Raw genomic sequence first — 23,893 nt, 5'->3', positions numbered from 1 at the left:
CTATGCTTAAATTTATCGTCAAACTACATCCTGAAATAGCCATCAAAAGCCGTTCGGTCCGTAAACGCTTTACTAAAGTGTTAGAAAATAACATTAAAATTGTATTGCGACGTCTTGACGAAAAAGTACAAGTAAGAAATAACTGGGATAATATTTCAGTTGTTACAAAGCTTGAAGATGCACAAGTTCGCCTTGATTTTATCGACAGCCTTAAACGCATACCCGGCATTGTTCAATTTATTGAAGTAACCGAAACACAGTTCGAAACGCTTGATGATATTTACCAAAAAACAATAGCGTTAGTTGGGCATACAATTATAGGTAAAACCTTTTGTGTTCGTGCTAAGCGTATAGGGCAACACGATTTTACATCAACTGACTTAGAGCGTTATGTTGGTGGTGGGTTGAACCAGCATATTGAAGGCGCAAGTGTTAAACTTAGCCGCCCAGAAGTAACAATACGCTTAGAAGTAAAAGACGATAAAGCTTACATTGTTTCTCATACGCATTTTGGTATGGCTGGTTTTCCTCTGCCAACTCAAGAAGATGTGCTTTCGCTTATGTCGGGTGGCTTTGACTCTGGTGTAGCAAGTTACCAAATGATTCGTAAAGGCGCACGCACACACTTTTTATTCTTTAATCTAGGTGGCGCAGCGCACGAAATTGGCGTTAAGCAAGCAAGCTACTACTTATGGAAAAAATACAGCTCTACACATAAAGTTAAATTTGTAACGGTTGATTTTGAACCTGTTGTTGCTGAAATTTTAGAAAATGTTGAAAACAGCCAAATGGGTGTTGTACTTAAACGTATGATGATGCGCGCGGGTAGTGTAGTTGCGCAAAAGTTAAACATTCAAGCACTTGTCACTGGTGAAAGTATTGGCCAAGTATCTAGTCAAACTTTAGCGAATCTAAGTGTGATTGACCGCGTTACTGAAACGCTTATTTTACGCCCGCTTATTCAACACGATAAGCAAGAAATTATTAATATTGCTCGCCAAATTGGTACGGCCGAAATGGCAGAAACAATGCCTGAATACTGTGGTGTTATTTCTAAAAAGCCAACGGTTAAAGCCAAAATAGACGTTATTCTTGGTGAAGAAGAAAAGTTCGACTTTGACGTGCTAGATACCGTTGTAAACAACGCACGTATAATGGACGTGCGTGATATTGACGTAGAAGCTAAGCAAGAACTTAAAGAAGCTGAGTCAGTTGCAGATTTACCTGTAGGCTCTGTAGTAGTTGATATTCGCTCACCAGAAGAAGAAGAAGCTGCGCCGTTAGTAATTGACGGTGTTGAAGTGGTACATTTACCATTTTTCCGCTTAGCAACTAAGTTTGGTGATTTACCAAAAGACACTGACTACTATTTATATTGCGATAGGGGCGTAATGAGCCAGCTACAGGCACTTATGCTGCACGAACAAGGCTTTGAAACTGTAAAAGTTTACCGCCCATAAGGTTTGTCGTCTAAGATTAAGAATTTATATAAGCGTGGTTTATACCACGCTTTTTTTTGCCTGAATTTTAGCAAACAACTCATCGTTGTAAGGTGTAGGAATACCGTGAAGTTTACCTTGCTGGCTAATATAGCCACATATAGCTGATATTTCAGTTTCTCTGCAATGCGCGACATCTTGCTGCATTGAAGAGTAATTGTCAGACGTTAATTCCATTATTTTATAAGCGGTATTAAGTGCTTTAATCAATGGGATATTAAGCCCTTGCGCCTTCGCTATGTTACACGCTTCGGTGAGTGCATTAAAAATTATAGCGTTGTACTTAGGTGCGCGTAATTCACCATTTTTTACATTACTTAAAGCGCTTAATGGATTAATGGCAATATTAACGAGTAGTTTTTCAAAACGAAGCTGCTGAATGTTATTAGTAAATTTTAGGTTTGGTATTACTTTGAGAGTATCTGCCATTGGCACGCTATTTTGAAAAGCTAATTCATTACAAGCACCAATAACACTTTGCCCTTCACCTGTGTGTTGCACAATATATTGGTTTGATTTAAAACCCGCTATGCTGGTAGTTAAAAAATAGAGTGCTTGATGAGTGCTTAGTTGGTTATTTACCTCGTCAACATTCCCCATTCCGTTATGTGAAAGCACAACCGAGCAATGACTTGGTAAAAAAGGCTTTATTTGTGAAAACGCATCAAGTACTTGAAAGGCTTTAACAGTAAATAAAACCACATCAAATTCAGTTACTTTATCTAGCTGATTTAATGAAATAAAGTGTGCATTAATTTTTTTAGATGCGCCCTTACCTCTACTGTAAAAGCGGGTGTTTGTTGGGCTTTTGCGAGTTAAAACACTGACATTATGCGATGCGCTTAAAAAGTGGCTTAGTAATAAGCCTATAGCGCCATCGCCAACGATTAAAATATTAGCCATATGGATTCTTTTTTCGAGGAGTAAAAATAACTCTTAATATAAAGTAGCTTGCAGCACCTGCAAAATCTGCAAAAAAGTCACCGAGCGATGCTTGCCTGTAAGGGAGTGTGCCTTGCATTATTTCTATTGAGGCGCCATAGCCGGCAAGTAAAAGTATTTGCACGTACAAAGGAAGTTTAAATGCTCTATCCATTATTATGGCAAGTATGAAAAAAATCCCAAAGTGAGCTACTTTATCAACATGAGGGAATAGGTTTGTAACCCCACCTTTTATTTCTTTGGCAAATAAAAAGGTAAACGCTACTATGCTGATTAAAAAAATTGCTTGATAAACACGCCTTGTCACGACAAATCCTAAGATCGCTTAAAAAAGAGGCGCTAGTATATCAAACTAATTTAATATCGCACCTGAACAAGATGCAGAAAAATGTAAAGATTTATAATTTTAGCGTTATAATTGCCACATAAAATTAAGATTAAATAGTTAGGAGCAAACCAATGCCTTCATTTGATATTGTATCTGAAGTAGAAATGAACGAAGCTAAAAACGCGGTTGATAACGCAAATCGTGAACTAGAAACTCGCTTTGATTTTAGAGGTGTTGACGCATCTATAGAGCTAAATGATAAAACAATTAAGCTAAAAGCCGAAGCAGACTCTCAGGTTATGCAATTGTTTGATATTTTAGCGAATAAAATATCAAAGCGTGGTATGGATGTATCAAGCTTAGAGCTTCAAGATATTACGCGAGCGGGTAAAAATGTTTTTCGTAATGTAGGCCTTAAGCAAGGCATTGAGAAAGACATGGCTAAAAAAGTAGTTAAAGCCATCAAAGACTCAAAAGTTAAAGTTCAAGCGGCTATTCAAGGCGAAGAAGTACGTGTTACGGGTAAAAAACGTGACGACTTACAAGAAGCAATGCAAGTAGTACGCAGTGCTGAATTAGGTCAGCCTTTTCAGTTTAAAAACTTCCGCGACTAATAAAGCTCTTTAAGCTTTGTAATATAGCGTGCTTTAATTTTTTACTGCTAATTAAAGCCGCTTTATATTTCTCCTCCTTAAGTATTCCTTCGATTGATCCGCTTTTTAGTATTTAAGCTACTATATTTACTACATGTAATTTTAATACAAGGTATTAAATGAAAGCCTATCAATTATTTGTGCTATTTGTGCTAACTCTATTTACACAGCCTAGTTTGCCAAAAGCAGTTGATATTAATGTATTAGTTGAAGATGGCTATTTCCCAGTTAATATTGAGTAACACGTATGGTTAAACTGTTTTAGCTATATAGACGTCCATTGACATTTGTAAACAAAATATTCACAATAGCGACATATTTTCAAGGTGCTTGCTTAATGCTTAGGCATTGGTTTTAAGGTATTGAAACTAACGGCAAGATAATCGGGAAGTTGGTGCGTTTTCATGATGACTACAAGCCCAACACTGCCCCCGCAACGGTAAAGTATTGCATGTTTTTATATGCTTACTGAGTCCGGAGACCGGCCTTGATGCAATCTTACTTACTTAAATCTTTGCGGTGGGCAAAGGTAGGGGACATCATGTTAAACAAAACAACTCTAGGCGTTGCAATTTCTGCTGCGCTTTCATTTTCTGTGTCTGGTGCAGAGCAATCAATTGAAAAAATAACCGTTACAGCTAATAAGTTTGAGCAATCAATTAACGACGTTTTAGCGAGTGTAAATGTTATTGAACGTGCTGAAATAGAAGCAAGTAATGTACGCGATTTACCTACGTTATTAAGCAAGCAAGTTGGTTTTCAGGTTAATCCAAACGGTGGCTTTGGCCAAAATACAGGTGTGTCACTTCGTGGTACAGGCTCTGGCGATACGTTAATTTTGATTGATGGCGTGCGTACGGGCTCTGCAACACTTGGTGAAAAAGCTTTAAGTAATGTCCCTTTAAATAGTATTGAACGCATTGAAATTATTAAAGGCTCACGTGCAGCTATTTATGGCTCTGACGCACTCGCTGGTGTAATTAATATTATAACGCGTGAGTCAGATAACTTATCTGTAAATGCTATGTTTGGCTCTGATTCTTACCAAAATTATCAAGTGGCAGGCTCTGTAAAATCAGGTGATATAACAACAGCATTTAATGCGGGCTTTGAAAAAACAGATAACTTTGATGTACTGCAAGGCGTAGCACCAGATGAAGATGGCTACGAGAATAAAAACCTTGGTTTTAAAGTAAATTACTCCGACGCACACTACGGCGACTTTAAGTTACTTGGTCAATACAGCGAAGGTTTTGCTGATTACGACAGTAGTTTTAGTCCAGCCACAAGTACTGTTGAAACAGGTGATTTTAAAAACTATCAACTTTCTGCTGGTTGGAATAAAAACTACACGAACCAATCACACAGTGTTGATATTGCTATTGCAACGGATGACTCAGATAACACTTTTGTCGATTTTTTTACTGGACTGCCTGCAACCAGCACATTTATAACTAAACGTACTCAAATTGATTACAACGGTCAGTATCAACTGTCTAATGAATTTAATATTAGTGGTGGTATTAACTGGTATAACGACGATGTATCGCACAGCTCTGAGGTGTTTGTAGAAGATAGCCGAGATGTACTTGCTGTGTTTGTAGGTGCTTACTACGATACCGATAAAATTCTTGCTAACTTAACTGTACGCCAAGATGATGATGAGCAATTTGGTGATGAAACAACCTATACTGCAGCTGCAGGCTATCATTTATCTGAAGATGCAACCTTTAGAATAAGTCAAAGCACTGGTTTTAAAGCGCCTACCTTTAACGATTTATATTTTCCAAACTTTGGTAACCCTGATTTACAGCCTGAAAAATCAGTAAACCGTGAGCTTGGTTTGAGTGTGGACTTTGACATTACACAAGTTGATGTTGCAATATTCAGAAACGATATTGAAGATAGAATTGATTACGACGCAAATTTTGCACTCGCTAATATCGATGAAGCGCGCTTTGAAGGGGTTGAATTTAGCTTGTCTCAGCAGCTTTTTGGTTTTGATAGTAACCTTAACTTTGCTTACTTAAGCGCAGAAAATAAAGAAACAGGTGCAGAGTTACGCAATGTTGCTAAACGTACCTTTAACTGGGAACTTGCAAAACAGTTTGGTGCATTTGATGCAAGCTTAGATATGCAATATCGTAGTGACCGACAAGGTGCTGTAACGCGTTTAGGCTCATACACACTTTGGAACTTAGCCGGTAATTATCAAGTAAATGAACACATTGAAGTTTCGCTTCGTGTAGAAAACTTATTTGATAAAGAATACAACGCGGTTGATTCAAATGCTGATTTTACAACGGGTGAAGTGTATTACTACAACACACCTGAGCGTCGCTTTTTTGCAGGCGCAAGCTACCAATTCTAATTACCACTTTTAGTTTGAATACATAGACAAAAGCCCGATTTAAATCGGGCTTTTTACTATGCGACTAAATTTAGTTACTCAGTTAAAAACTCTTTAAATACGGTTTCAAACTTGTGTAATTTAGGTGCTATTAAAATACTACAGTAACCTTGCTGTGGGTTTTCGTTATAGTAATCTTGATGGTGATGCTCTGCCGGATAATATGTAGTAGCAGGACTAACTTCTGTCACAATAGATTCACTCACATGGCTTTGCAGTTGAGCTATCATTTCATTGGTTTGCGTTAATTGAACTTCATCATGGTAATAAACAACGCTTCTGTATTGCGTGCCTATGTCGTTACCTTGGCGATTCAATTGTGTTGCGTCATGCATAGTGAAAAACATTGCTAGCAGTGTTTCAAAGCTAACTACAGCTGCGTCAAATTCAATTTTAACAACTTCAGCGTGCCCTGTAGTACCTGAGCATACAGAATTATAGGTTGGGGCGTCAGTTTCGCCGCCTGTATAGCCTGAACTTACAGTTAGTACGCCATTTACACGTCTAAATGCAGCATCTATACACCAAAAACAGCCGCCACCAAATGTGGCTACTTGCGTTGTTGAGCTCATAAGTATTCCTAAAATGTATATGGAGTCTAAAGGCGAGCATAAATTGTATGCGCCGCAACAACAAGGTTACGGCGCAATAAAGAGATTAGATCTCTTCGAAAGGTTTATCTGCAGCTTGTTTATTCAGCTTTTGTTGTAAAAACTCAGGTGACTGTGTATTTTTCGATAGAGCATAATACGCAGCAGGTACAACAAAAAGAGTCAGCAGGGTAGATACAATAACCCCTGTAAACACAACTACACCAATTACCATACGGCTTTCGGCGCCAGGGCCTGAAGCAAAAACCAAAGGAACAGAGCTCATAACGGTTGTAAGTGAGGTCATTATTATTGGGCGAAGGCGCTGGGTAGCTGCTTGTAGTATTGCTTCACTAAACTCAACGCCTTTATCACGTAATTGGTTAGTAAACTCTACAATTAAAATACCATTTTTAGCACTTAACCCTATGAGCATGACAATACCTATTTGGCTGTAAATATTTAAGGTAAGTCCTGTAGCCCAAAGCCCAAACATAGCGCCCATTAAACCAAGTGGTACGGTAAGCATAATGACAAACGGGTGCATAAAGCTTTCAAACTGTGCAGCAAGCACCAAGAAGGTAACAGTTAGTGCAAGTATAAATACGTAGGTCATCGCTGATGCGCCTTCGTAATAAAGCTGCGATTCACCTTTGTAATCTACTGCGCCATCTATATCGTTTTCCTCAGCGGCTACTTCGTTTAAAAAGTTAAGCGCTTGCTCAAGTGTGTAACCGTCAGCTAAGTTGGCGCTTAATGTAATTGCGCGCATACGGTTATAACGGTTTAAGCGCGATGCAGTTGCTTCTTCTTTTAAGCTGATAAGGCTATCGAGAGGGACTAGCTCACCACTGCGTGATTTAAGGTATATATTTGAAATATCAGTAGGGTTGGTGAAATCTTCTTTTGTCCCTTTTAAAATTACATCATACTCTTCACCGCGGTCAATAAAGGTGGTAACACGGCGCTGGCCAAGCATTGTTTCGAGTGTACGGCCTACATCAGATACCGACACGCCTAAATCGGCTGCCTTGTTTTTATCTATGCTGACTAAAAACTGTGGGAAGGTTTCTTTATAATCATGGTCGATTCTTACAAGACCAGGATTTAGTTCTGCACGCTTTATTATACGGTCGCGCCAATCAGCTAGCTGTGCGTAATCGTTACCTTGTAATACAAACTCAATAGGGCGAGACGAGCCACCACCGCCAATACCACGGCGCATAATGGCAAATGCACGAACATCGGTAACTTCTTGCATTTTACCGCTTATTTCATCCATTACTTCCCATGTTGAGCGTTTGCGTTTATCCCAATCGGCCATACCTACAATTGCAACACCGCCGCTGCCACCCCAACCAGGAACTCGAACAAGTACACGGCTTAGCTCACCTGCTTCAGAATAGGGCATTAAACGTTCTTCAATTTTTGCCATATTAGCAGCGTTATTTTCATAACTTGCGCCCTCAGGGCCGCTCATCATAATAAAGAACGTGCCACGGTCTTCTTTTGGTGTTAGCTCAGAAGGAACTTGTAAAAACAGCGAGTAACTAACAAAACCAGCTAATAATAGGCTCACCATTAAACCCCATTTACGAGTTATGTTAGTGGAGAGTGAATTACGGTAACTTACTTCAATTTTAGTAAATTGACGATCCATCCATTGGCTAAATTTATTTGGTTTGTCTGATACTTTAAGTACTTTAGAGCACAGTGCTGGTGCGAGTGTAAGTGCGGTAACACTTGAGAAAAATACAGCAGCACTTACCGCCATAGCAAACTCGGTAAATAATGCGCCTATACGGCCATCCATAAATACCAGTGGTACAAATACAGATATAAGCACAAGAGTGGTTGCTACAATGGCAAAACCTACTTCACGCGCGCCTCTAAATGCAGCTAGTAACGGTGGCTCACCCAGTTCAATGCGGCGGTGAATATTCTCAAGCATTACAATGGCATCATCTACTACTAAACCAATGGCCAGTACTAAGGCAAGTAAAGTTAGTAAGTTGATTGAGTAGCCCATTGCTAATAAAAACATAAAGCTACCAACCAGTGCGACTGGTACTGTTACTGCCGGAATAAGCGTTGCTCTTATGCTGCCCAAAAACAAAAATATAACGAGTACGACTAACCCCATAGAGATGGCAAGTGTGCTGTAAACCTCATTAATTGATTCTTTAATGAATACAGACGAATCGTAGCTATCTTGAATTGTGGTGCCTTCAGGTAAATTGCGTTTGATTTTTTCAAGCTCACTACGTGCGTTATCTACTACGGTAAGTGTGTTTGCTTTAGCTTGTTTTACAATGCCTAAGCCAATCATATTACGCCCGTTACCACGAAATAAGCTTTCGTCGTCGGCAGCTTCTAGCTGTACATCAGCAACTTCACCTAAACGTACTAAATAGCCTTCATCGCCGCGTTTAATTACTAGGTTTTTAAAATCGCGTTGATCTTTATAACTACGTGCAGTACGTACTGTAAAGTCACGGTCTATTGATTCTATTTCACCGGCAGGTAGCTCAACGTTTTCTGTACGAAGTGTATTTTCAATGTCGCTTGAAGTAATACCGCGTGCAGCCATTGCTTGACGGTTTAGCCAAATTTTCATGGCGTATTGACGCTCACCACCAATACGTACATTCGATACGCCATCTACCACCGCTAAGCGGTCAACAATAAAACGCTGCGCGTAATCAGATAACTGTAACGAGTCCATTGTTTCGCTGTTTAATACAAACCATGCAATAGGGCTTTCATCACTATTTGATTTAGATACTTCTGGCGGGCGTACTTGATCTGGCAAGCTATCTAGTGCACGTGCTACACGTTCACGTACATCGTTAGATGCGGCATCTATGTCGCGGTTAATGTCAAACTCAATGGTAATGTTTGAACGTCCATTACGGCTCGATGAGTTAATACTTTTAATACCTTCAATACCCGAAATACGGTTTTCTATTATTTGCGTTATTTTTGTTTCTATAATTTCGGCAGAAGCACCTGTGTATTCAGTGCTGATATTTACAATCGGCGTTTCAATATCCGGATATTCACGAAGTGGCAGCATAGTAAATGCAACCAGACCAAAAGTAAGAAGCAGTAAATTAATTACAATGGCAAAAACGGGGCGTTTAACGCTAGTATCAGTAATTTTCACGTATTACCCCTTTACGCTTACTTTACTTCCAGAGCGAATTTTTATTAGCCCTTCAGTAACAATTTGCTCGCCATCGGTTAAGCCTTCATCAATAGCAACCCAGCCATTATTTCTGCCAGCAACATGCACTTCAATTTTATTAACTATTCCGTCTTGAATTTGAAAAACAAAATGTTTGTCTTGTAAAGGGATAACGGCTTTTTCTGGTACCATTAAAGCTTGGTTGCTACTAAGCTCAAGCGCTGTGTTTAGTAACATACCAGGGCGTAATAAGCCTGATTTATTAGCAAAACTTGCAGTTACTTCAACACTGCGTGTTACCGAATCAATACGCGAGCTAATATGCGTTACCTTGCCAGTAAATGTCTGCCCTGGGTAGGCATCGTTTTGGGTAAGCACCTTCATACCCATATTTAATTGTGCTAAATATTTTTCAGGTACTTTAAAGTCAACTTTAATAATACTAATATCATCAAGTGTGGTTATTATTGTTGTGTTGCTTACGTAGGCACCTATTGATATTTCACGCTTACCTAACAGGCCCGAAAATGGCGCGGTAATAGTCATTTCATTTAACTTTGTTTTAGCGCTTTCTAGTTGAGCCTCTGTTGCATCTACACGAGATAGCTGCTCTTCAAGTAACGACTTTGCCGTTGATTGCGAACGTGAAAGTTCAGTTAGGCGATCTAACTGACGTTTTTCTTCACGTAAATTAATACCAAGCTCTTTAACTGCAAGCTGTTCTTGTTGGCTTTGTAGCTGTACTAGTTTTTGTCCTTTACTGACTAGGTCGCCATCTTTAAAATATATATCGGTGACATAATCATTTTGTGCACTTTTTATATAAATAGCTTGGTTTGCACGTGCGCTACCAATAGCTTCTATCATCACTGCGTTTTCCTGAGAGGTAACAGTATGAGCCATAACTTGGGTAGACATTTGTGATGAATCGGCTTGTTCGCCGTGGCTAGCGGGTAAATATAAATAAACGCTAAATATTAGTAGTAATGTAATAATAAATGGAAAAAGAGCTTTACCTGATTGTCTTGAGTACATCGTTTTCATACCTGAAAATTAATTATATGTATTGTACGAAATAAGACCGAGAAAAGGCGGTTATGTGTCTCATAAATTTGTGCGTTAAGCGTAAAAGTAAATAAGATTTATTCATTGTTCCTATTTTTTTGAGGATAAAGCGGTAATGTATGAAATTTAAAACGACCTGTAACTTATGTATAACAACAAGAAAGATCATAATTTGGGCCATTATTATGTTTGTTTTTTATATGGTGTTTTACCAATATGGATAAATCTAACAATGTAATTAAATTTCGGGCACAAGGTGCGCGAAACGCAATTGAGGTGCTTGCAGTCGGTGCTATAGGCTTAGTGTTTATTATGTTGTTTAATTTACTAAGGCCAGGTGAAATTAGCATCCTTGAAGTGTTTTTAGTGAGTTTGTGTATTGCCGCTATTTTTATTGGATATTTAAAAACTCAAGAGCCGTATTATAGCCTTTTGATAAGTGAGTCGGAGCTTGTTTATTGCCATAAATATGGGGCTTGGAGCATGTCTCGTAATAACTTCCATCACAGCGGTATACCAAAAGTAGAAGATGGCCTTGATTACTTAGAGCTCAATGCGGTGGGTGTTAAAGTAAACGACATAGATGAGTTTTTAACAAATTTTGCACCAAGAATTGCAGGAAAACTTTTAATAGAGCAGCGTAATTTATTTATGCAAGTTGTTCAAAAACATTGCAAAAATGGCAGTTGCCCATCAGAATGGTTAATAGAAGATACACAATACACATCCCATAAAGGGGTAAGCTATACTGGTCTTATAGCCATGTTTGCTAACAGAACTAAGCACCTTCAACTGCTAACAGGTTACGATTTATTATTACCTGCCAGTGTATTAGATAGAGATATTTGGGCATTTAGTGCTAACTTAAATAAGTGGAAGCGCGAGCCTAGTCAGTTTATAGCGTCGCAAATTAACAATTAAGCTGCGACTGTAGGAAAGAAAATGAGCCAAGACAGAGCTTTTTTAAAAAGTGGTCGAAATACCATAATACATAAAGATAAAAAACTTGATTTAGTGATTGTAAACTCTGAAATTCATCCCAAAATTAAAGTAACGCAACATGGCTTGGAGCCATTTAAAGAAGAGTTACCCAAAAACCGTCGCGACGCAAAAGAGCGTTATTTAGAGATGGTTTATGTAAGTAGCGCTGATATATTTGGCGAAGAAAAACAGTTATTGTTTATTCAAGCGTTAGATGGTCGAGAGTATAAAATTGATTACAGTAAAATAGGTACAAAGCTATTTGTACGTATTCATCAAGATACTTATCTGTAGTGCTTTAATGGCATCTTTATTGCTTGTGATTACACTATAGTAATTATTTGACATAAAAAAGGTGCTGCGTATGAAAGCGTTTGCTTTAATCCCTCTCATTTCTTGTGGTTTGTTAAGTGCGTGTGGAGGCGGTGGCGGTGATAGCGATAATACAGTTGTAGAAACCTCTGTTAATGCTGGAATCGATTTACAAATTATCGAAAAAACTGAATTTACCATCACAGCACAAGGCTCTCCCGCTGATGGTACGTTTTCATGGCAGCAAGTTAGCGGCCCAAGCTTAGAAGGCTTTCCGCTTGATGGCGCTGAGCAAACACTTACCGCACCGGATGTAAAAGCTGATAGTGAAATAATCTTAAGAGTAAGCTATCAAAGTACGGGTAGTAGCGCTGTTAGTGACGATATTTCTATTTCAGTGAGCTCTAATAACCAACTTCCTCTTGCTGTTATTACACAAACATCTCCTGAAACACTTCCTTCCGTTTACAAAGATACGGTGACTTTGAGCGGCCTTGAGTCGAGCGATCCTGACGATAATGGCCAAATTGATAGTTACTTGTGGCAATTGCTATCAGGTCCTGATTTAGATATTGCGAGCTTTAATGAGTCAACGCTTAGCTTTTCTCATCCATTACTTGAAAGTAACGTAAATTTATCTTGGCAGCTAACCGTTACCGATGATGAAGGCGGTGAGGCGAGTACGCAATATTCAATGACGCTTAACAAAACAAATGAATTAGTGGATGCAAATGCAGGTGCTGATCAAAATATTGAAGAGTTTGAAAAAGTAACGCTTGATGCAACAAGTAGTGAAACTGTTACCGATACCTATCAGTGTAAATGGCAACAACTTACCGGTAATACCGAAACATTAAGTAATAGCAACCAATGTACAACGACATTTTTTGCCTCTGATGTAGATACTGAATCCACATTGAGCTTTGAAGTAACGATAACTGATTCAAAAGGACGTACCGATACAGACTCTTTATTTGTTGATGTATCACCTAAAGCGCTTGGGCTTATAAACGATAGTGGTGTTGGTGAGTGTTACAACAATACACAACGCATTAACTGTGAAAGCGATGATTTTCCAGAGCAAGATGCAGAGCTCGGACGCGATAGCTATGCAAATCGTTTAGATAAGGTTGGCAAAGGTAATTTAGCGTTTGATTATACTAAACTAAATCAGTTTGCTGATGAAGTTGGTGATGATAGTAGTGACTTTACCTGTATACGCGATAATGTTACTGGGCTTGTATGGGAAGTAAAAACTGAATCATCTGGAGTATTGCCAAATACAAGTTTGCGTGAAGGGCAAAATCATTACTTTTGGGATTTAGGAGCTACGACTTTTACCGATACCAGTACAGCCAATTCAACTTGTCCGGATGATACCAGTTGCGGCGTGCAAAGTTATATAAACGAAGTGAATAGCTTAGATTTCTGTGGTGGTACAAACTGGCGCTTACCAACTTATAACGAGCTTTTAGGTTTAATTGATTACGGGAAACAAGGGCAAAGAGTGCTAATAGACGAATCGTTTTTTCCTTATATTCCTCAATCAGGTGATATAGAAAGTGTGGATTTACCGTACTGGACCTCGCAAACTGCAGCCGATGGTACAAGTTTATCGCAAGCGTATATTATAGATATGAGTAATGGTAACGACCTTGCTTATCCAAAAGAAAAGCTCGCTTATGTACGTTTAGTTAGAAGCCGTTAGGAGAAAATAATGAAATTAAAATTACTCTATGCACTAGCAACTATAAGCTTGAGCTTTAATATTGCAGCGGCGCAAACTTGCTACGTCGGTGCAGATACCACAACACCGACAGATAGATTTACCATAAATACAGACGGTACGGTTTCTGATACAGGAACTGGACTAATGTGGCAACGCTGTAGTTATGGGCAAACTTATAATACAGAGACCCAGCTTTGTGAAGGTTCTACACCTTCCCTTACTTGGCAAGAAGCGCTTCGCGGTGCTAAAAATGATACAACCGCAGATTACGATGATTGGCAAATGCCTAACATTAAAGAATTAGCGAGTATTCTAGAGCACAGTTGCACCGAGCCGAGCATTAATGAAGAGGTGTTTTTTGGTACTAAGCTTCAAAACTATTGGTCAAATACATCGGGTGTGAGCACTATGAGCTCGGCGTGGGTTTATCAATTTGATAGTGGGCTGAATAGCTTGCATGCCAAAACCAGTAATGTGTATTTACGGTTAGTACGCTACGAAAAATAAAGTACATCAAAAAATTTGATATACAAAAGTGCAGCCTTAAAACGGCTGCATTTTTTTGTTTTACATAAATTTACGTTATTTCAATAATAAAGCGCTTACAACGTTGTCACTTAGCGCGTTTTTTTGCCATTATAGGCCGTGATTTAATTACGAAGGAACATCACGGTGTATTTAAGCTATTTTGGCCTGAATGAAAAACCTTTTTCAATTTCGCCCAACCCTCATTACTTATTTTTAAGTGAACGACATAAAGAAGCCTTAGCACACCTTACCTACGGATTAGGTGAAGACGGTGGTTTTGTATTATTAACAGGTGAAGTAGGCACAGGTAAAACAACAATTACCCGCAGCATGTTAGAACAATTGCCTGAAAACACTCAAGTAGCGATGATACATAACCCAGCACTTTCAGAGCTGGAGTTATTAGCCAGTATTTGTGATGAGCTCAACATTAGTTACGATACTAATAATGCGACGCTTAAAAGCCTTACCGATATTATAAAAAAGCATTTAGAGACCAATAATAAATCGGGTGGGCATACCATACTTATTATTGATGAAGCGCAATTACTTGCTCCTAATGTGCTTGAGCAATTGCGTTTGCTAACCAATATAGAAACCGATCATAAAAAATTATTACAAATAGTATTGGTTGGCCAACCGGAGTTACAAGAACTTTTAAAGCGCAATGAGCTGAGGCAACTTGCCCAGAGAATAACAGCTCGTTACCATTTATTACCACTTACGCAAGGCCAAACAGTTGCTTACATAAAGCATCGGTTACATGTTGCAGGGTGTGAAAAAGGCATTTTTTCGATGGACGCCATGCAGGCTGTTCATCAATTAACCGGTGGTGTGCCACGATTAATGAACTTGGTCTGTGAGCGTGCTTTGGTAGGCACTTTTGCAAAGCAGCAGTTGATAGTTGATAGCGATATAATAAAAAAATCAGCACATGAGTCATTACCCATGGATTTTGTAGCGCCAGTTAATGAGGCTAACAAAGCAACGTCATTTGTACCATATAGCCTTGCATTCGCTGCTTTATTTGCCGTAGGTATTGGGCTTTCATTTATTTTATAGTTAGGTAAGTTATGTCTTATTTATTAGATGCGCTAAAGCAGTCGCAGCAATCAGATATGAGTGCTGAACAGTACGACTTGCAATCAGAGCAGTTAAAGCAACAGCAAGCACTTAAGCGTTATAGACGATTAGCATTAGTTTTTGGTACTAGTTTAGGTGCTTTTATTGCAGTAGCTGGTGGCTTTACTACGGGTAAGTGGTTTCAAGGTACTACTTTATTAAATACATCACAATCCGCTGTAATTAAGGTGGCTGAAAGCGAAAATTTAGCACCTAAAAAAGAAATTAAGCAAATAGATAATGAAGTTGAAAAAATACAAATAGCTAAGTTAGAACCAGCCAAAGCAACTTCAACAAATACTGCCACGATTGAAGGGCAACTTGTGCACGTGCAAACGCCTACTGGTGTGCAGCAAATGCTATTAACCCCAAATGGGCAATATATTCCTATGCCATCAAGTCAGGGGGCGAGTGCAGCAGGTTATAATCAACAACAGAACATGCAACAAGTAATGCCAGTTCAAAATTATAATCAGCCAGTATTTAACCCACAAAGTAATTACGCCCCAAGCAATACGCAAAACGCTTCGGTGTTTGGGCAAAATCAAAGTCAAAATACATCATCTGCTCAACTAGATATGAGTAAATATAAGGTGCTGGGTAAGCCAATTAATGGCAGTAGTCAGGCTCAACAAGTGAGCGACCCTGAACTTGAAGCGGTGCCTACAACGCTTAAAAATGCGTTTGCGCAAGCTATACAAGACGTAGAAAAAAATCAAGATTATGAAGTTACTCATGCATCAAAAACGTCATCACGTGTTGAGCCTGTAGAGTTACTACCTGATGGTTTGCAATCAATGTTGCCTAGCATTAAATATCAAGCGCATATTTATTCATCGAGCGCTGATAAGCGTTGGATCAAGCTAAATGGCCGAGAGTTACATGAAGGAGAGAGTATTGGCGTTCTAACTGTAAGAGAGATTACACCTGAGCAAAGTGTACTTGATTTTGATGGTTATGAATTTAGCCTAAAAGCACTGCAAGATTGGCCGCAGTAAGTACTTAGATATTATGTTTGAGAGCTCAATAGAATATTGAGCTCTCAATTGTTTTAGGAAAGTATTGAATTTTTATAAAAGCGTTCTAAATCAATATTATATTCTTTGGGTTTAACAGCTGATTCGAGAGTATCTACTGTTTTTTTGTTAGATAAATCGATATCTTTTACTTCGGTATAGCGGCTATGTTTAGCGCTGTAAAATGTTTTAACTACCGGTTTTAGTGGTGTGCTTGGGTTACTCTCAGTAACCAAACCCACTTTTTGACTCGATAATCTAACGAGCGTTCCTACCGGATGGATACCAATACATTGAATAAATTTATTAAGTAGAACAGGATCAAAACTATCATGGCATCCGTCTTTTAATATTTTAAACGCCTTTATTGGCTCCATACCTGCTTTGTAAACACGCTCTGCAGTGAGTGCATCATACACATCAACAATTGACGCCATACGTACGTACTGACTTATCTCATCGCCTTTCTTACCAAACGGATAGCCTTTACCATCGAGTCTTTCGTGATGCATTCCTGCAATATCAACAGCAACACCTGTTAAGCCGGCCTCTTCTAAAATCTCTTTACTGAAAAGCGAATGCATTTTCATTATTTTAAATTCGTCGTCAGTAAAACGGCCTGGTTTATTGAGCACTTCATCAGGAATTTTTATTTTACCAATATCGTGCAGTAGTGCGCCGGTTGTTAGCTCAACAATAATGTCTTTATCTATGCCTAAATGCTTTGCAAAAATGCCCATTAAAATAGAGACATTTATTGAGTGCTCAAGTAGGTAAGCGTCTTTTTGGCGCATCTGTGTAAGGCAGGCTAGTGCGTCTTGATTTCTAAAAACTGAGTCCATAAAGCCACTAGCTAGCTCTCTAAACGGCGCAATATCTATATCGCGGCCTGCTTTTATATCTTTAAATGCTTTTAGTTGGAGTGTTTTTGCCTCATCGTAAAGCTTTTTTGCTTTTCCCATTTCTTGTTCGGCACTGTGTGTTTTTTGCCAAGGATCACGCTTTATTTTTGTTATAGGTGTAGCGATAGGATCTTTTTCAGGGACTGAATCAATGAGGGTTTTATCAGGGTCAATTTCTACTTCTAAAATGCCTGCTTTTATGAGGTTATTAATACTAGCCTGAGTTTTAACCCAGCCTTGGTTTTTAATTTTAATACTGCCAGTTTGTCTGGTAACACCTTGCACAAACATACCTGGGAGTAACTGTGAGATAGGGAGTCTTTTCAAATTTATAACTTCTGCTGCTAATCTTCTACCAACTTAACAAGTATATACGTAACGACCAAATAAAAAAGGCACTTTTCAGTGCCTTTTTTACTTATTTAACTGAAAATATTAAATAGTTTATTCATCGTCTTCAACAAGTGTCATTAGTGATGTGTTACCACCAGATGCCGTTGTATCAATACTAATTGTTTTTTCAGTAATTAAGCGCTTGATTAACGTATCGTAATACTCAGAGCTAATTACTGGTAAAATTGCACCTTTACGCTGTGCAAGCTGCTGGCTAAAGTAGCCTAAGCGAGACGAGCGAGCTGCAACTACCGCACCTGCTAAATGAGGGTGAGCCAAAATAGCTTGTAACTGATTAGGTTTAGCTACTTGGAAAACACCTTCAGCAACACCTGTAGAGATAAACTTATCTTTAAAGGCAACAGCTTCATCATAAAACAACTCAGATGCCACTGTAATTACCGTGTTACCTGCTGCAATAGCGGTAATGATAGACAGTGCCCAGAAGTTGAATGATGTGCTCTTATCTGCATAACACACTACACAACCACGTGCTTCTAGATGAAGTGTATTAGACTCACCCGTTGGCCCTGGCAGGGTAGTAAACTTACGCATGTGTTTTTCAAGGCGGTTAAGCTGAGCACGTGCTTCTGAAAGTGTTAATGCTAAATCGTCTGCTAAGTCGTCGATAATTTCTACCGTCGCGATTTTAGCAAGCAACTGACGTACAGCCGAAACACGGTCGTTTAATGGTGTTGCACGCCAAATTTTTTCATCGCGCATTGAGTTAGCCATTAGCTTTTTAACTTGTTCATTTGCACCGCTGTAGTGGTGTAAATCAAGTTCGTCAGGCGTTAGGTTAGTCATTTGTACGTTATCTGGAGATGCTTTTTCTTTCACTAAACGTTGTAGGTAGTTAGGGCCACCGGCTTTAGGGCCAGTACCTGATAAACCACGGCCACCAAATGGTTGCACACCAACAATAGCACCAATCATGTTACGGTTAATGTAAACGTTACCGGCACGTGACATTTTAGCTAGGTACTCACAACGCTCTTCAATACGTGAATGAACACCCATTGTCAGGCCATAACCAGTGTTATTAATTTGGTCAATTACGTTATCAATGTCATTCGATTTAAAGCGAACAATATGAACGCATGGGCCAAATACTTCACGCTTAAGTACTGATAAGTCTTTAATTTCGTATAAACGAGGAGCAAAAAAGTATGCGCCATTTTGCGTATTATCAGGAATTTTACATTCGTAATGAAGTATAGAATTACCTTTTAAGTACTCAACGTGTTCGTTTAAGTTTTTAAGTGCTTTTTCATCAATTACAGGACCAACATCAGTTGATAGTAATGATGGGTCGCCAATGTGCAACTCAGCCAATGCACCTTTAAGCATTTCGATAATGCCATCTGCTACGTCATCTTGAATGAATAAAACACGAAGAGCAGAACAACGTTGCCCAGCACTTTGAAAACCAGAACTGATCACATCGTCAACTACTTGCTCAGGAAGCGCCGTTGAGTCAACAATCATACAGTTTTGGCCACCTGTTTCTGCAATTAACGGTACTTGAATATCGTTACGTGCAGCAAGTGTTTGAGAAATTAATGTGCCTGTTTCAGTAGAGCCTGTAAACATAACTGCTTGAATACGTTCATCAGGAACAATTGTTTTGCCTACTTCAGAACCGCGAGCAATAACAGGCTGAACAACATGCTCAGGTAAACCAACAGAGAGCATTAGTTCAATAGCACGAATTGCGATTAAGCTTGTTTGCTCAGCAGGCTTAGCAATTACAGTGTTACCTGTAACGATTGCTGCAGCAACTTGGCCTAAGAATATTGCAAGTGGGAAGTTCCACGGGCTAATACATAAAATAACACCACGGGCTTCAAAACGCTCATCTTGTGATAGCTCTTCAGCGCGCGCTGCGTAGTAGCGACAAAAATCAACTGCTTCACGTACTTCATCAATACCGTCTTGCGCTACTTTACCTGCTTCTTTAATACAGATAGCAACGAGCTCATCGTGATGACGCTCTAAAATATCCGCAACGCGGCGCAGTAAATTAGCACGGTCTTTTACTGGTGTTTGTGACCATGGTTCAAGTGCAGCTTCAGCATTAGCCAGTAATACTTTCATTTCTTCGCCGGTTTGCAACTTAACGTGACCGATGATTTCTTTGTGATTCGCTGGGTTTTTAACAGCCAATGAGCCTTCAGGTACTTGGCTTTGCTCAATTAAGTGCTCGTTAAACCATGTTTCAAGATTCTCTTTGAAAGGGGTAATAACGTTAATATCGGTTAAGTCCATGCCTTTAGAGTTAGCACGTTCTTCACCGTATAAATCAATTGGCATTTTAATTTGCGTATTGTACTTGTTACGCAGGCCTTGCAGTGTTTCTACAGGATCTGGTAGCAATGATTCAACAGGTTTTGTTGTATCTACAATGGCGTTTACAAATGATGAGTTAGCACCATTTTCTAATAAACGGCGAACAAGGTATGCAAGTAGGTCTTCGTGTTGACCAACCGGTGCGTATACGCGGCACTGAATTTTTTCCTCGTTTACGATTTGGTCGAATAATGACTCACCCATACCGTGCAAACGTTGAAATTCAAAACCGGTGTTGTCGCCTTTCGCTACTTCTAAAATAGTCGCTGCAGTGTAAGCGTTGTGCGTTGCGAACTGCGGATAAAGTACATCACGCGCTTCAAGCATTTTGATTGCACATGCTTTGTAAGAAACATCGGTAGTCGCTTTACGTGTAAACACTGGGAAGTGCTCTAAACCATCTTGTTGAGTGGTTTTAATTTCTGTATCCCAGTAAGCACCTTTAACTAAACGTACCATCATCTTACGGCCAACACGGCTTGCAAGGTCCGTTAGCCATTCAATTACAAAAATAGCGCGTTTTTGATACGCTTGAACTGCTAAACCAAAACCTTGCCAATCACCAAGATCTTCATCACTGAATACCGCTTCAATTACATCTAGTGAAATATCTAGACGGTCAGCTTCTTCGGCATCAACTGTAAAGCCGATATCGTATTTTTTAGCGGCAAGTGCAAGTTCTTTTAGCTTTGGTACAATTTCTTCCATCACGCGGTCTTTATGAGTGAACTCATAACGCGGGTGAATAGCAGAAAGCTTCACTGAAATACCAGGGCTCTTTACAGGACCACGGCCGTTTGCCGCTTTACCAATAGCATGAATTGCATTCATGTAGCTGTCAAAGTAACGCTTCGCATCTTTCATTGTGCGCGCGCCTTCGCCTAGCATATCGTAAGAGTATACATACCCTTTTTGCTCTGTATCGGCAGCACGTTCAATTGCTTCGTCAATGGTACGACCCATAACGAATTGCTTGCCCATAATTTTCATTGCAAAATTTACAGACTTACGAATAACTGGCTCACCTAAACGACCAATAGTCTTTTTAAGCATGCCGAACTGTTGTTCTTTCGTTTTGTCTGTGTAGTTAACCATTTTACCGGTAACTAATAATCCCCAAGAAGACGCGTTTACAAATAAAGAATCGCTGCTTCCTAAATGAGAGCTCCAATCACCTTTCGCTAATTTGTCGCGAATAAGTACATCTTGAGTTGCTTTATCTGGAACACGAAGCAGCGCTTCGGCCAAACACATTAATACAACGCCTTCTTCACTAGAGAGTGAAAATTCATTTAAAAGCGCATCAACACCGCCTTGCCCATCTTGCTCTTTACGAATGTTTAAAACAATTTGGCGGGCTCTTTCCCAGGCACGACTTCGTGCTTTTACGCCTACTTCTGCAAGCGGTAAAATATGATCAATAACCGCATTTTCATCTATGCGGTAGAAGTCACGGATTCTTTGTCTAATAGGACAAATCGTTGTTAAATCGCCGTTGAATAACATAAGCAACCCTCAGGAGTGTTAAGAATTATAGTAAAATTAATTACCAATAAATTACCAGTGATATTGTGAGTGCATTCTAATTAAAATTCAGCAGAATATGCTGGTTAAATTTCGCGATTTACGATAATTTACAGGGTATAAATTTAACTTATCCGCATAAAATTCTGTTATGACAATTCCAAATAGATTACGCATGCTAGATCGTATTGATTTAGCCATACTAGACGTTCTTCAAAAGAACGGCAGAATTTCTAATGTTAACCTCGCAAAGCAGGTTAATTTAAGCGCCAGCCCGTGCCTAGATCGGGTTAAACGTTTAGAGCAAGAAGGCTATATTGAAGGCTATTACGCCAAGCTTAGCGAAGCTAAACTTAATCAGAGCTTAGTAGCGCATGTTCAAGTATCGCTTGTTGCTTCAAATACTGCTGTATTTAAAGTCTTTAGAGAGCACATATTAAGGATAGATCAAGTAGTCGAATGTGACATGGTGGCAGGTGGCTATGATTATTTATTAAAAATCCGTGTTTCTAATATGGAAGAGTACAGACAAGTGCTAGGTGACTTAGTCGATATACCTGGCGTGGGCACTCATCATACTTATATGGTGATCGAAAAAATTAAAAAAGACGAAGGGTTGTTAATCGACATTTAGGCATCCCTAAAATAATAAAACCGCCAAGTGCGGTTTTATTTCAGTACATAAAGGCTCTATCAATATAGGTCGTACATTACCTTATACATAATTTATTACGACCTTCCGACTTCGCTCTATATAACGCCGTATCAGCCGCGCATATTAATGCTTCCGATGTCCTGTACTGATTATCGTATTCACACGCAATGCCTTGGCTCACACTAATTTTTACATTTGGTGGCAGCCCAATATCTCTAAAATTAATGTTGAGTATTTTTTCTTGAATACGTTTTGCGATCATTTCTGCATTTGAGATATGTGAGCGGGGTAATACAACAGCAAATTCCTCACCACCATAGCGAGCTACTAAGCTATCCTTGGAGGGTAGGCATGCTTCAATAGTTTGCGCTACCTTTTGTAAGCATTTATCACCTTTAACATGACCAAAACTATCATTAAACAGTTTGAAAAAATCAATATCGATTAAAATAAAACTCAAAGGTTGTTTGTTTACGATGCACTCTTGCCAATTTTTAATAATCGTTTTCTCTAGGGTGCAGCGATTAGCGACGCCAGTGAGGTGATCTATTTTGGCTATGTTCTCGAGTACTTTATACTTTTTAACATGCTTTGAAATGTCATGCATAATACAAATAAATAAAGGTGTATTGTTTGTGGTTGATGCAGGCATACAAGAAATTGAAAGTTCTATATCTAAACAGTTGCCGTTATTTTTTATTATTTTAACTTCTTTGGGACCATGATTGAGTGGTGTTTGATAATTATTTTTCCAACTTTCAAACATGTAAGCATAGTCATCGCGATATTGCTCTTGTAAGCAATCATGCCATTTTCTACCTATTAATAAATCTGACGTCACGTTAAAAAAACGTGCTGCAACGGGGTTTACTGATTCAAACACGCCATCTGCATTAACAATAAAAATAGCATCGGCCATGACATTCGTGACATTAATAATAGCGCTTATTTTTTCATTGTTAACGGTGTTAGAAATGCTGCTCATTAATGCAGATACAGCATTGTCGGCGTTGTTTGCTCTGCTATTTTCATTATTGTTAGACATGGTGTTGCTCATTTTTATTGTTAATGAAACTTTATGTCTAGTAGTTTATTTAATTTATGTTTTTTAAACCTTTCGGTAACCTTCTTTTTTAAGTTGTTGATTTTGCTGTGTTTTGTAAGGTGGTGCCTTTACTCAGTTTTTCATTATGCCTAGAGGGGGCGAAAAGGTGGTTAGTTTATAAAAAATTGCACAGGGATAAATCAGCTCTGTGCAATTTAAAAGTCAATAATTAAGCGTTGTTAGTTAGAGTATATCATCATTTTCAACCTGAGGATCGGCGCTTTCATAGGCTTTGCCATTACACTCAACATTAAAAATTAAACATACAGTACCGAAGTTTTTAGCTGTATCTGTGATGGTGATTGCTTGGCGGTTATCGCTTAGTTTATAACTAAAGTCTTCTGCACATGCTCCCACTTTATTAGTAATTGTTGCCCCTGTGAAAACAAAACCTTGTTCAATCGCCACTTTATCTAAGCTATAAATACCTGCAGTTTCTGTTCTGACAATTCCACCGCCAGTTGCTGGTTTGCCACCCCTAGAGTTAACACCGATCAGTTAAGGTATTTTTGATCGGTTGACCGATCTTTTGGTTGCTTCACAATACCCTTATCATCTTTTGATTATGAGGGTATTTTTATGCTTAGTCATTGGTTACTTGAT

At 38.9% G+C, this 23,893-nt stretch carries 20 protein-coding genes and 1 riboswitch; of the genes, 11 read left to right on the top strand and 9 right to left on the bottom strand.

The window, feature by feature from the left end:
- The first annotated feature begins 2 nt into the window (after nt 1-2).
- On the top strand, nt 3-1,460 hold the full coding sequence (thiI, locus tag I6F49_RS08715; protein ID WP_166420884.1) for a tRNA uracil 4-sulfurtransferase ThiI: 1,458 nt from the start codon (nt 3-5) through the stop codon (nt 1,458-1,460).
- A gap of 39 nt (nt 1,461-1,499) precedes the next feature.
- On the opposite strand, the gene I6F49_RS08710 is transcribed toward thiI, so the two are convergent.
- Both I6F49_RS08710 and I6F49_RS08705 read right to left on the bottom strand, forming a co-directional pair.
- Entirely contained in the window at nt 1,500-2,402 is a 903-nt protein-coding gene (locus I6F49_RS08710; RefSeq protein WP_197179846.1) for a ketopantoate reductase family protein, read from the bottom strand.
- On the bottom strand, nt 2,395-2,748 hold the full coding sequence (locus I6F49_RS08705; protein WP_166420882.1) for a VanZ family protein: 354 nt from the start codon (nt 2,746-2,748) through the stop codon (nt 2,395-2,397). The genes I6F49_RS08710 and I6F49_RS08705 overlap by 8 nt, the downstream gene beginning before the upstream one ends.
- A 152-nt stretch (nt 2,749-2,900) precedes the next feature.
- On the opposite strand from I6F49_RS08705, the gene I6F49_RS08700 reads away from it, so the two are divergent.
- The 3 genes from I6F49_RS08700 to I6F49_RS08695 all read left to right on the top strand — a co-directional run bounded on the left by I6F49_RS08700 (nt 2,901) and on the right by I6F49_RS08695 (nt 5,793).
- Nucleotides 2,901-3,383, top strand: a complete 483-nt coding sequence (locus tag I6F49_RS08700; RefSeq protein ID WP_007377833.1) for a YajQ family cyclic di-GMP-binding protein — start codon at nt 2,901-2,903, stop codon at nt 3,381-3,383.
- Between the two features lie 158 nt (nt 3,384-3,541).
- Nucleotides 3,542-3,664 carry a hypothetical protein gene (locus I6F49_RS20490; RefSeq protein ID WP_269435356.1) on the top strand — a complete coding sequence of 41 codons (123 nt, stop codon included), beginning with the start codon at nt 3,542-3,544 and terminating at the stop codon, nt 3,662-3,664.
- 98 nt (nt 3,665-3,762) lie between these two features.
- A riboswitch (cobalamin riboswitch) is annotated at nt 3,763-3,926 on the top strand.
- Nucleotides 3,927-3,963: 37 nt separating this feature from the next.
- Nucleotides 3,964-5,793: a TonB-dependent receptor domain-containing protein gene (locus I6F49_RS08695; protein ID WP_197179844.1), complete on the top strand. Its 1,830-nt coding sequence runs from the start codon at nt 3,964-3,966 to the stop codon at nt 5,791-5,793.
- A gap of 74 nt (nt 5,794-5,867) precedes the next feature.
- Here I6F49_RS08695 and msrA read toward each other — a convergent pair whose 3' ends face one another.
- From msrA to I6F49_RS08680, 3 genes are all read right to left on the bottom strand, one after another.
- Nucleotides 5,868-6,404: a peptide-methionine (S)-S-oxide reductase MsrA gene (msrA, locus tag I6F49_RS08690; protein WP_197179842.1), complete on the bottom strand. Its 537-nt coding sequence runs from the start codon at nt 6,402-6,404 to the stop codon at nt 5,868-5,870.
- A gap of 85 nt (nt 6,405-6,489) precedes the next feature.
- A complete protein-coding gene (locus I6F49_RS08685) occupies nt 6,490-9,588 on the bottom strand; it encodes an efflux RND transporter permease subunit (protein ID WP_197179840.1) in 3,099 nt (1,032 codons plus the stop codon).
- Nucleotides 9,589-9,591: 3 nt separating this feature from the next.
- Nucleotides 9,592-10,644 (bottom strand): efflux RND transporter periplasmic adaptor subunit, encoded by a 1,053-nt coding sequence (locus I6F49_RS08680; protein WP_197179838.1) that lies wholly within the window; start codon nt 10,642-10,644, stop codon nt 9,592-9,594.
- Between the two features lie 246 nt (nt 10,645-10,890).
- Between I6F49_RS08680 and I6F49_RS08675 the strand changes: the two genes are divergently transcribed.
- The 6 genes from I6F49_RS08675 (at nt 10,891) to I6F49_RS08650 (ending at nt 16,344) form a co-directional block, all read left to right on the top strand.
- The gene (locus I6F49_RS08675) at nt 10,891-11,595 is read left to right on the top strand and encodes a DUF2982 domain-containing protein (protein ID WP_166420876.1); all 705 of its coding nucleotides are present in this window, start codon (nt 10,891-10,893) and stop codon (nt 11,593-11,595) included.
- Between the two features lie 21 nt (nt 11,596-11,616).
- A complete protein-coding gene (locus I6F49_RS08670) occupies nt 11,617-11,949 on the top strand; it encodes a hypothetical protein (RefSeq protein WP_166420875.1) in 333 nt (110 codons plus the stop codon).
- A gap of 70 nt (nt 11,950-12,019) precedes the next feature.
- A complete protein-coding gene (locus I6F49_RS08665; RefSeq protein WP_197179836.1) occupies nt 12,020-13,675 on the top strand; it encodes an Lcl C-terminal domain-containing protein in 1,656 nt (551 codons plus the stop codon).
- Nucleotides 13,676-13,684: 9 nt separating this feature from the next.
- Nucleotides 13,685-14,203 (top strand): Lcl C-terminal domain-containing protein, encoded by a 519-nt coding sequence (locus I6F49_RS08660; RefSeq protein ID WP_166420873.1) that lies wholly within the window; start codon nt 13,685-13,687, stop codon nt 14,201-14,203.
- A gap of 165 nt (nt 14,204-14,368) precedes the next feature.
- Nucleotides 14,369-15,286, top strand: coding sequence for an ExeA family protein (locus I6F49_RS08655; protein WP_197179834.1), 918 nt, complete (start codon nt 14,369-14,371; stop codon nt 15,284-15,286).
- Between the two features lie 11 nt (nt 15,287-15,297).
- Complete coding sequence (locus tag I6F49_RS08650) at nt 15,298-16,344, top strand: general secretion pathway protein GspB (protein ID WP_197179832.1); 1,047 nt, start codon at nt 15,298-15,300, stop codon at nt 16,342-16,344.
- 53 nt (nt 16,345-16,397) lie between these two features.
- Here the strand turns inward: I6F49_RS08650 and I6F49_RS08645 are convergent, their stop codons facing one another.
- Nucleotides 16,398-17,591 carry an HD-GYP domain-containing protein gene (locus I6F49_RS08645; RefSeq protein WP_197179830.1) on the bottom strand — a complete coding sequence of 398 codons (1,194 nt, stop codon included), beginning with the start codon at nt 17,589-17,591 and terminating at the stop codon, nt 16,398-16,400.
- 117 nt (nt 17,592-17,708) lie between these two features.
- Complete coding sequence (putA, locus tag I6F49_RS08640) at nt 17,709-21,512, bottom strand: bifunctional proline dehydrogenase/L-glutamate gamma-semialdehyde dehydrogenase PutA (RefSeq protein WP_197179828.1); 3,804 nt, start codon at nt 21,510-21,512, stop codon at nt 17,709-17,711.
- Nucleotides 21,513-21,681: 169 nt separating this feature from the next.
- Between putA and I6F49_RS08635 the strand changes: the two genes are divergently transcribed.
- Nucleotides 21,682-22,164 (top strand): winged helix-turn-helix transcriptional regulator, encoded by a 483-nt coding sequence (locus I6F49_RS08635; protein WP_166420184.1) that lies wholly within the window; start codon nt 21,682-21,684, stop codon nt 22,162-22,164.
- A 76-nt stretch (nt 22,165-22,240) separates the two neighbouring features.
- Here I6F49_RS08635 and I6F49_RS08630 read toward each other — a convergent pair whose 3' ends face one another.
- On the bottom strand, nt 22,241-23,230 hold the full coding sequence (locus I6F49_RS08630) for a sensor domain-containing diguanylate cyclase (RefSeq protein ID WP_165740718.1): 990 nt from the start codon (nt 23,228-23,230) through the stop codon (nt 22,241-22,243).
- A gap of 243 nt (nt 23,231-23,473) precedes the next feature.
- A complete protein-coding gene (locus I6F49_RS08625; RefSeq protein ID WP_331461449.1) occupies nt 23,474-23,785 on the bottom strand; it encodes a DP-EP family protein in 312 nt (103 codons plus the stop codon).
- Between the last annotated feature and the right edge of the window lie 108 nt (nt 23,786-23,893).

The sequence above is a fragment of the Pseudoalteromonas sp. SWN166 genome (genome assembly GCF_015864485.1).
GTDB lineage: Bacteria > Pseudomonadota > Gammaproteobacteria > Enterobacterales > Alteromonadaceae > Pseudoalteromonas.
Note: the sequence above shows the minus strand (reverse complement) of the source record. Positions and strands in the feature narration are given on the sequence as shown.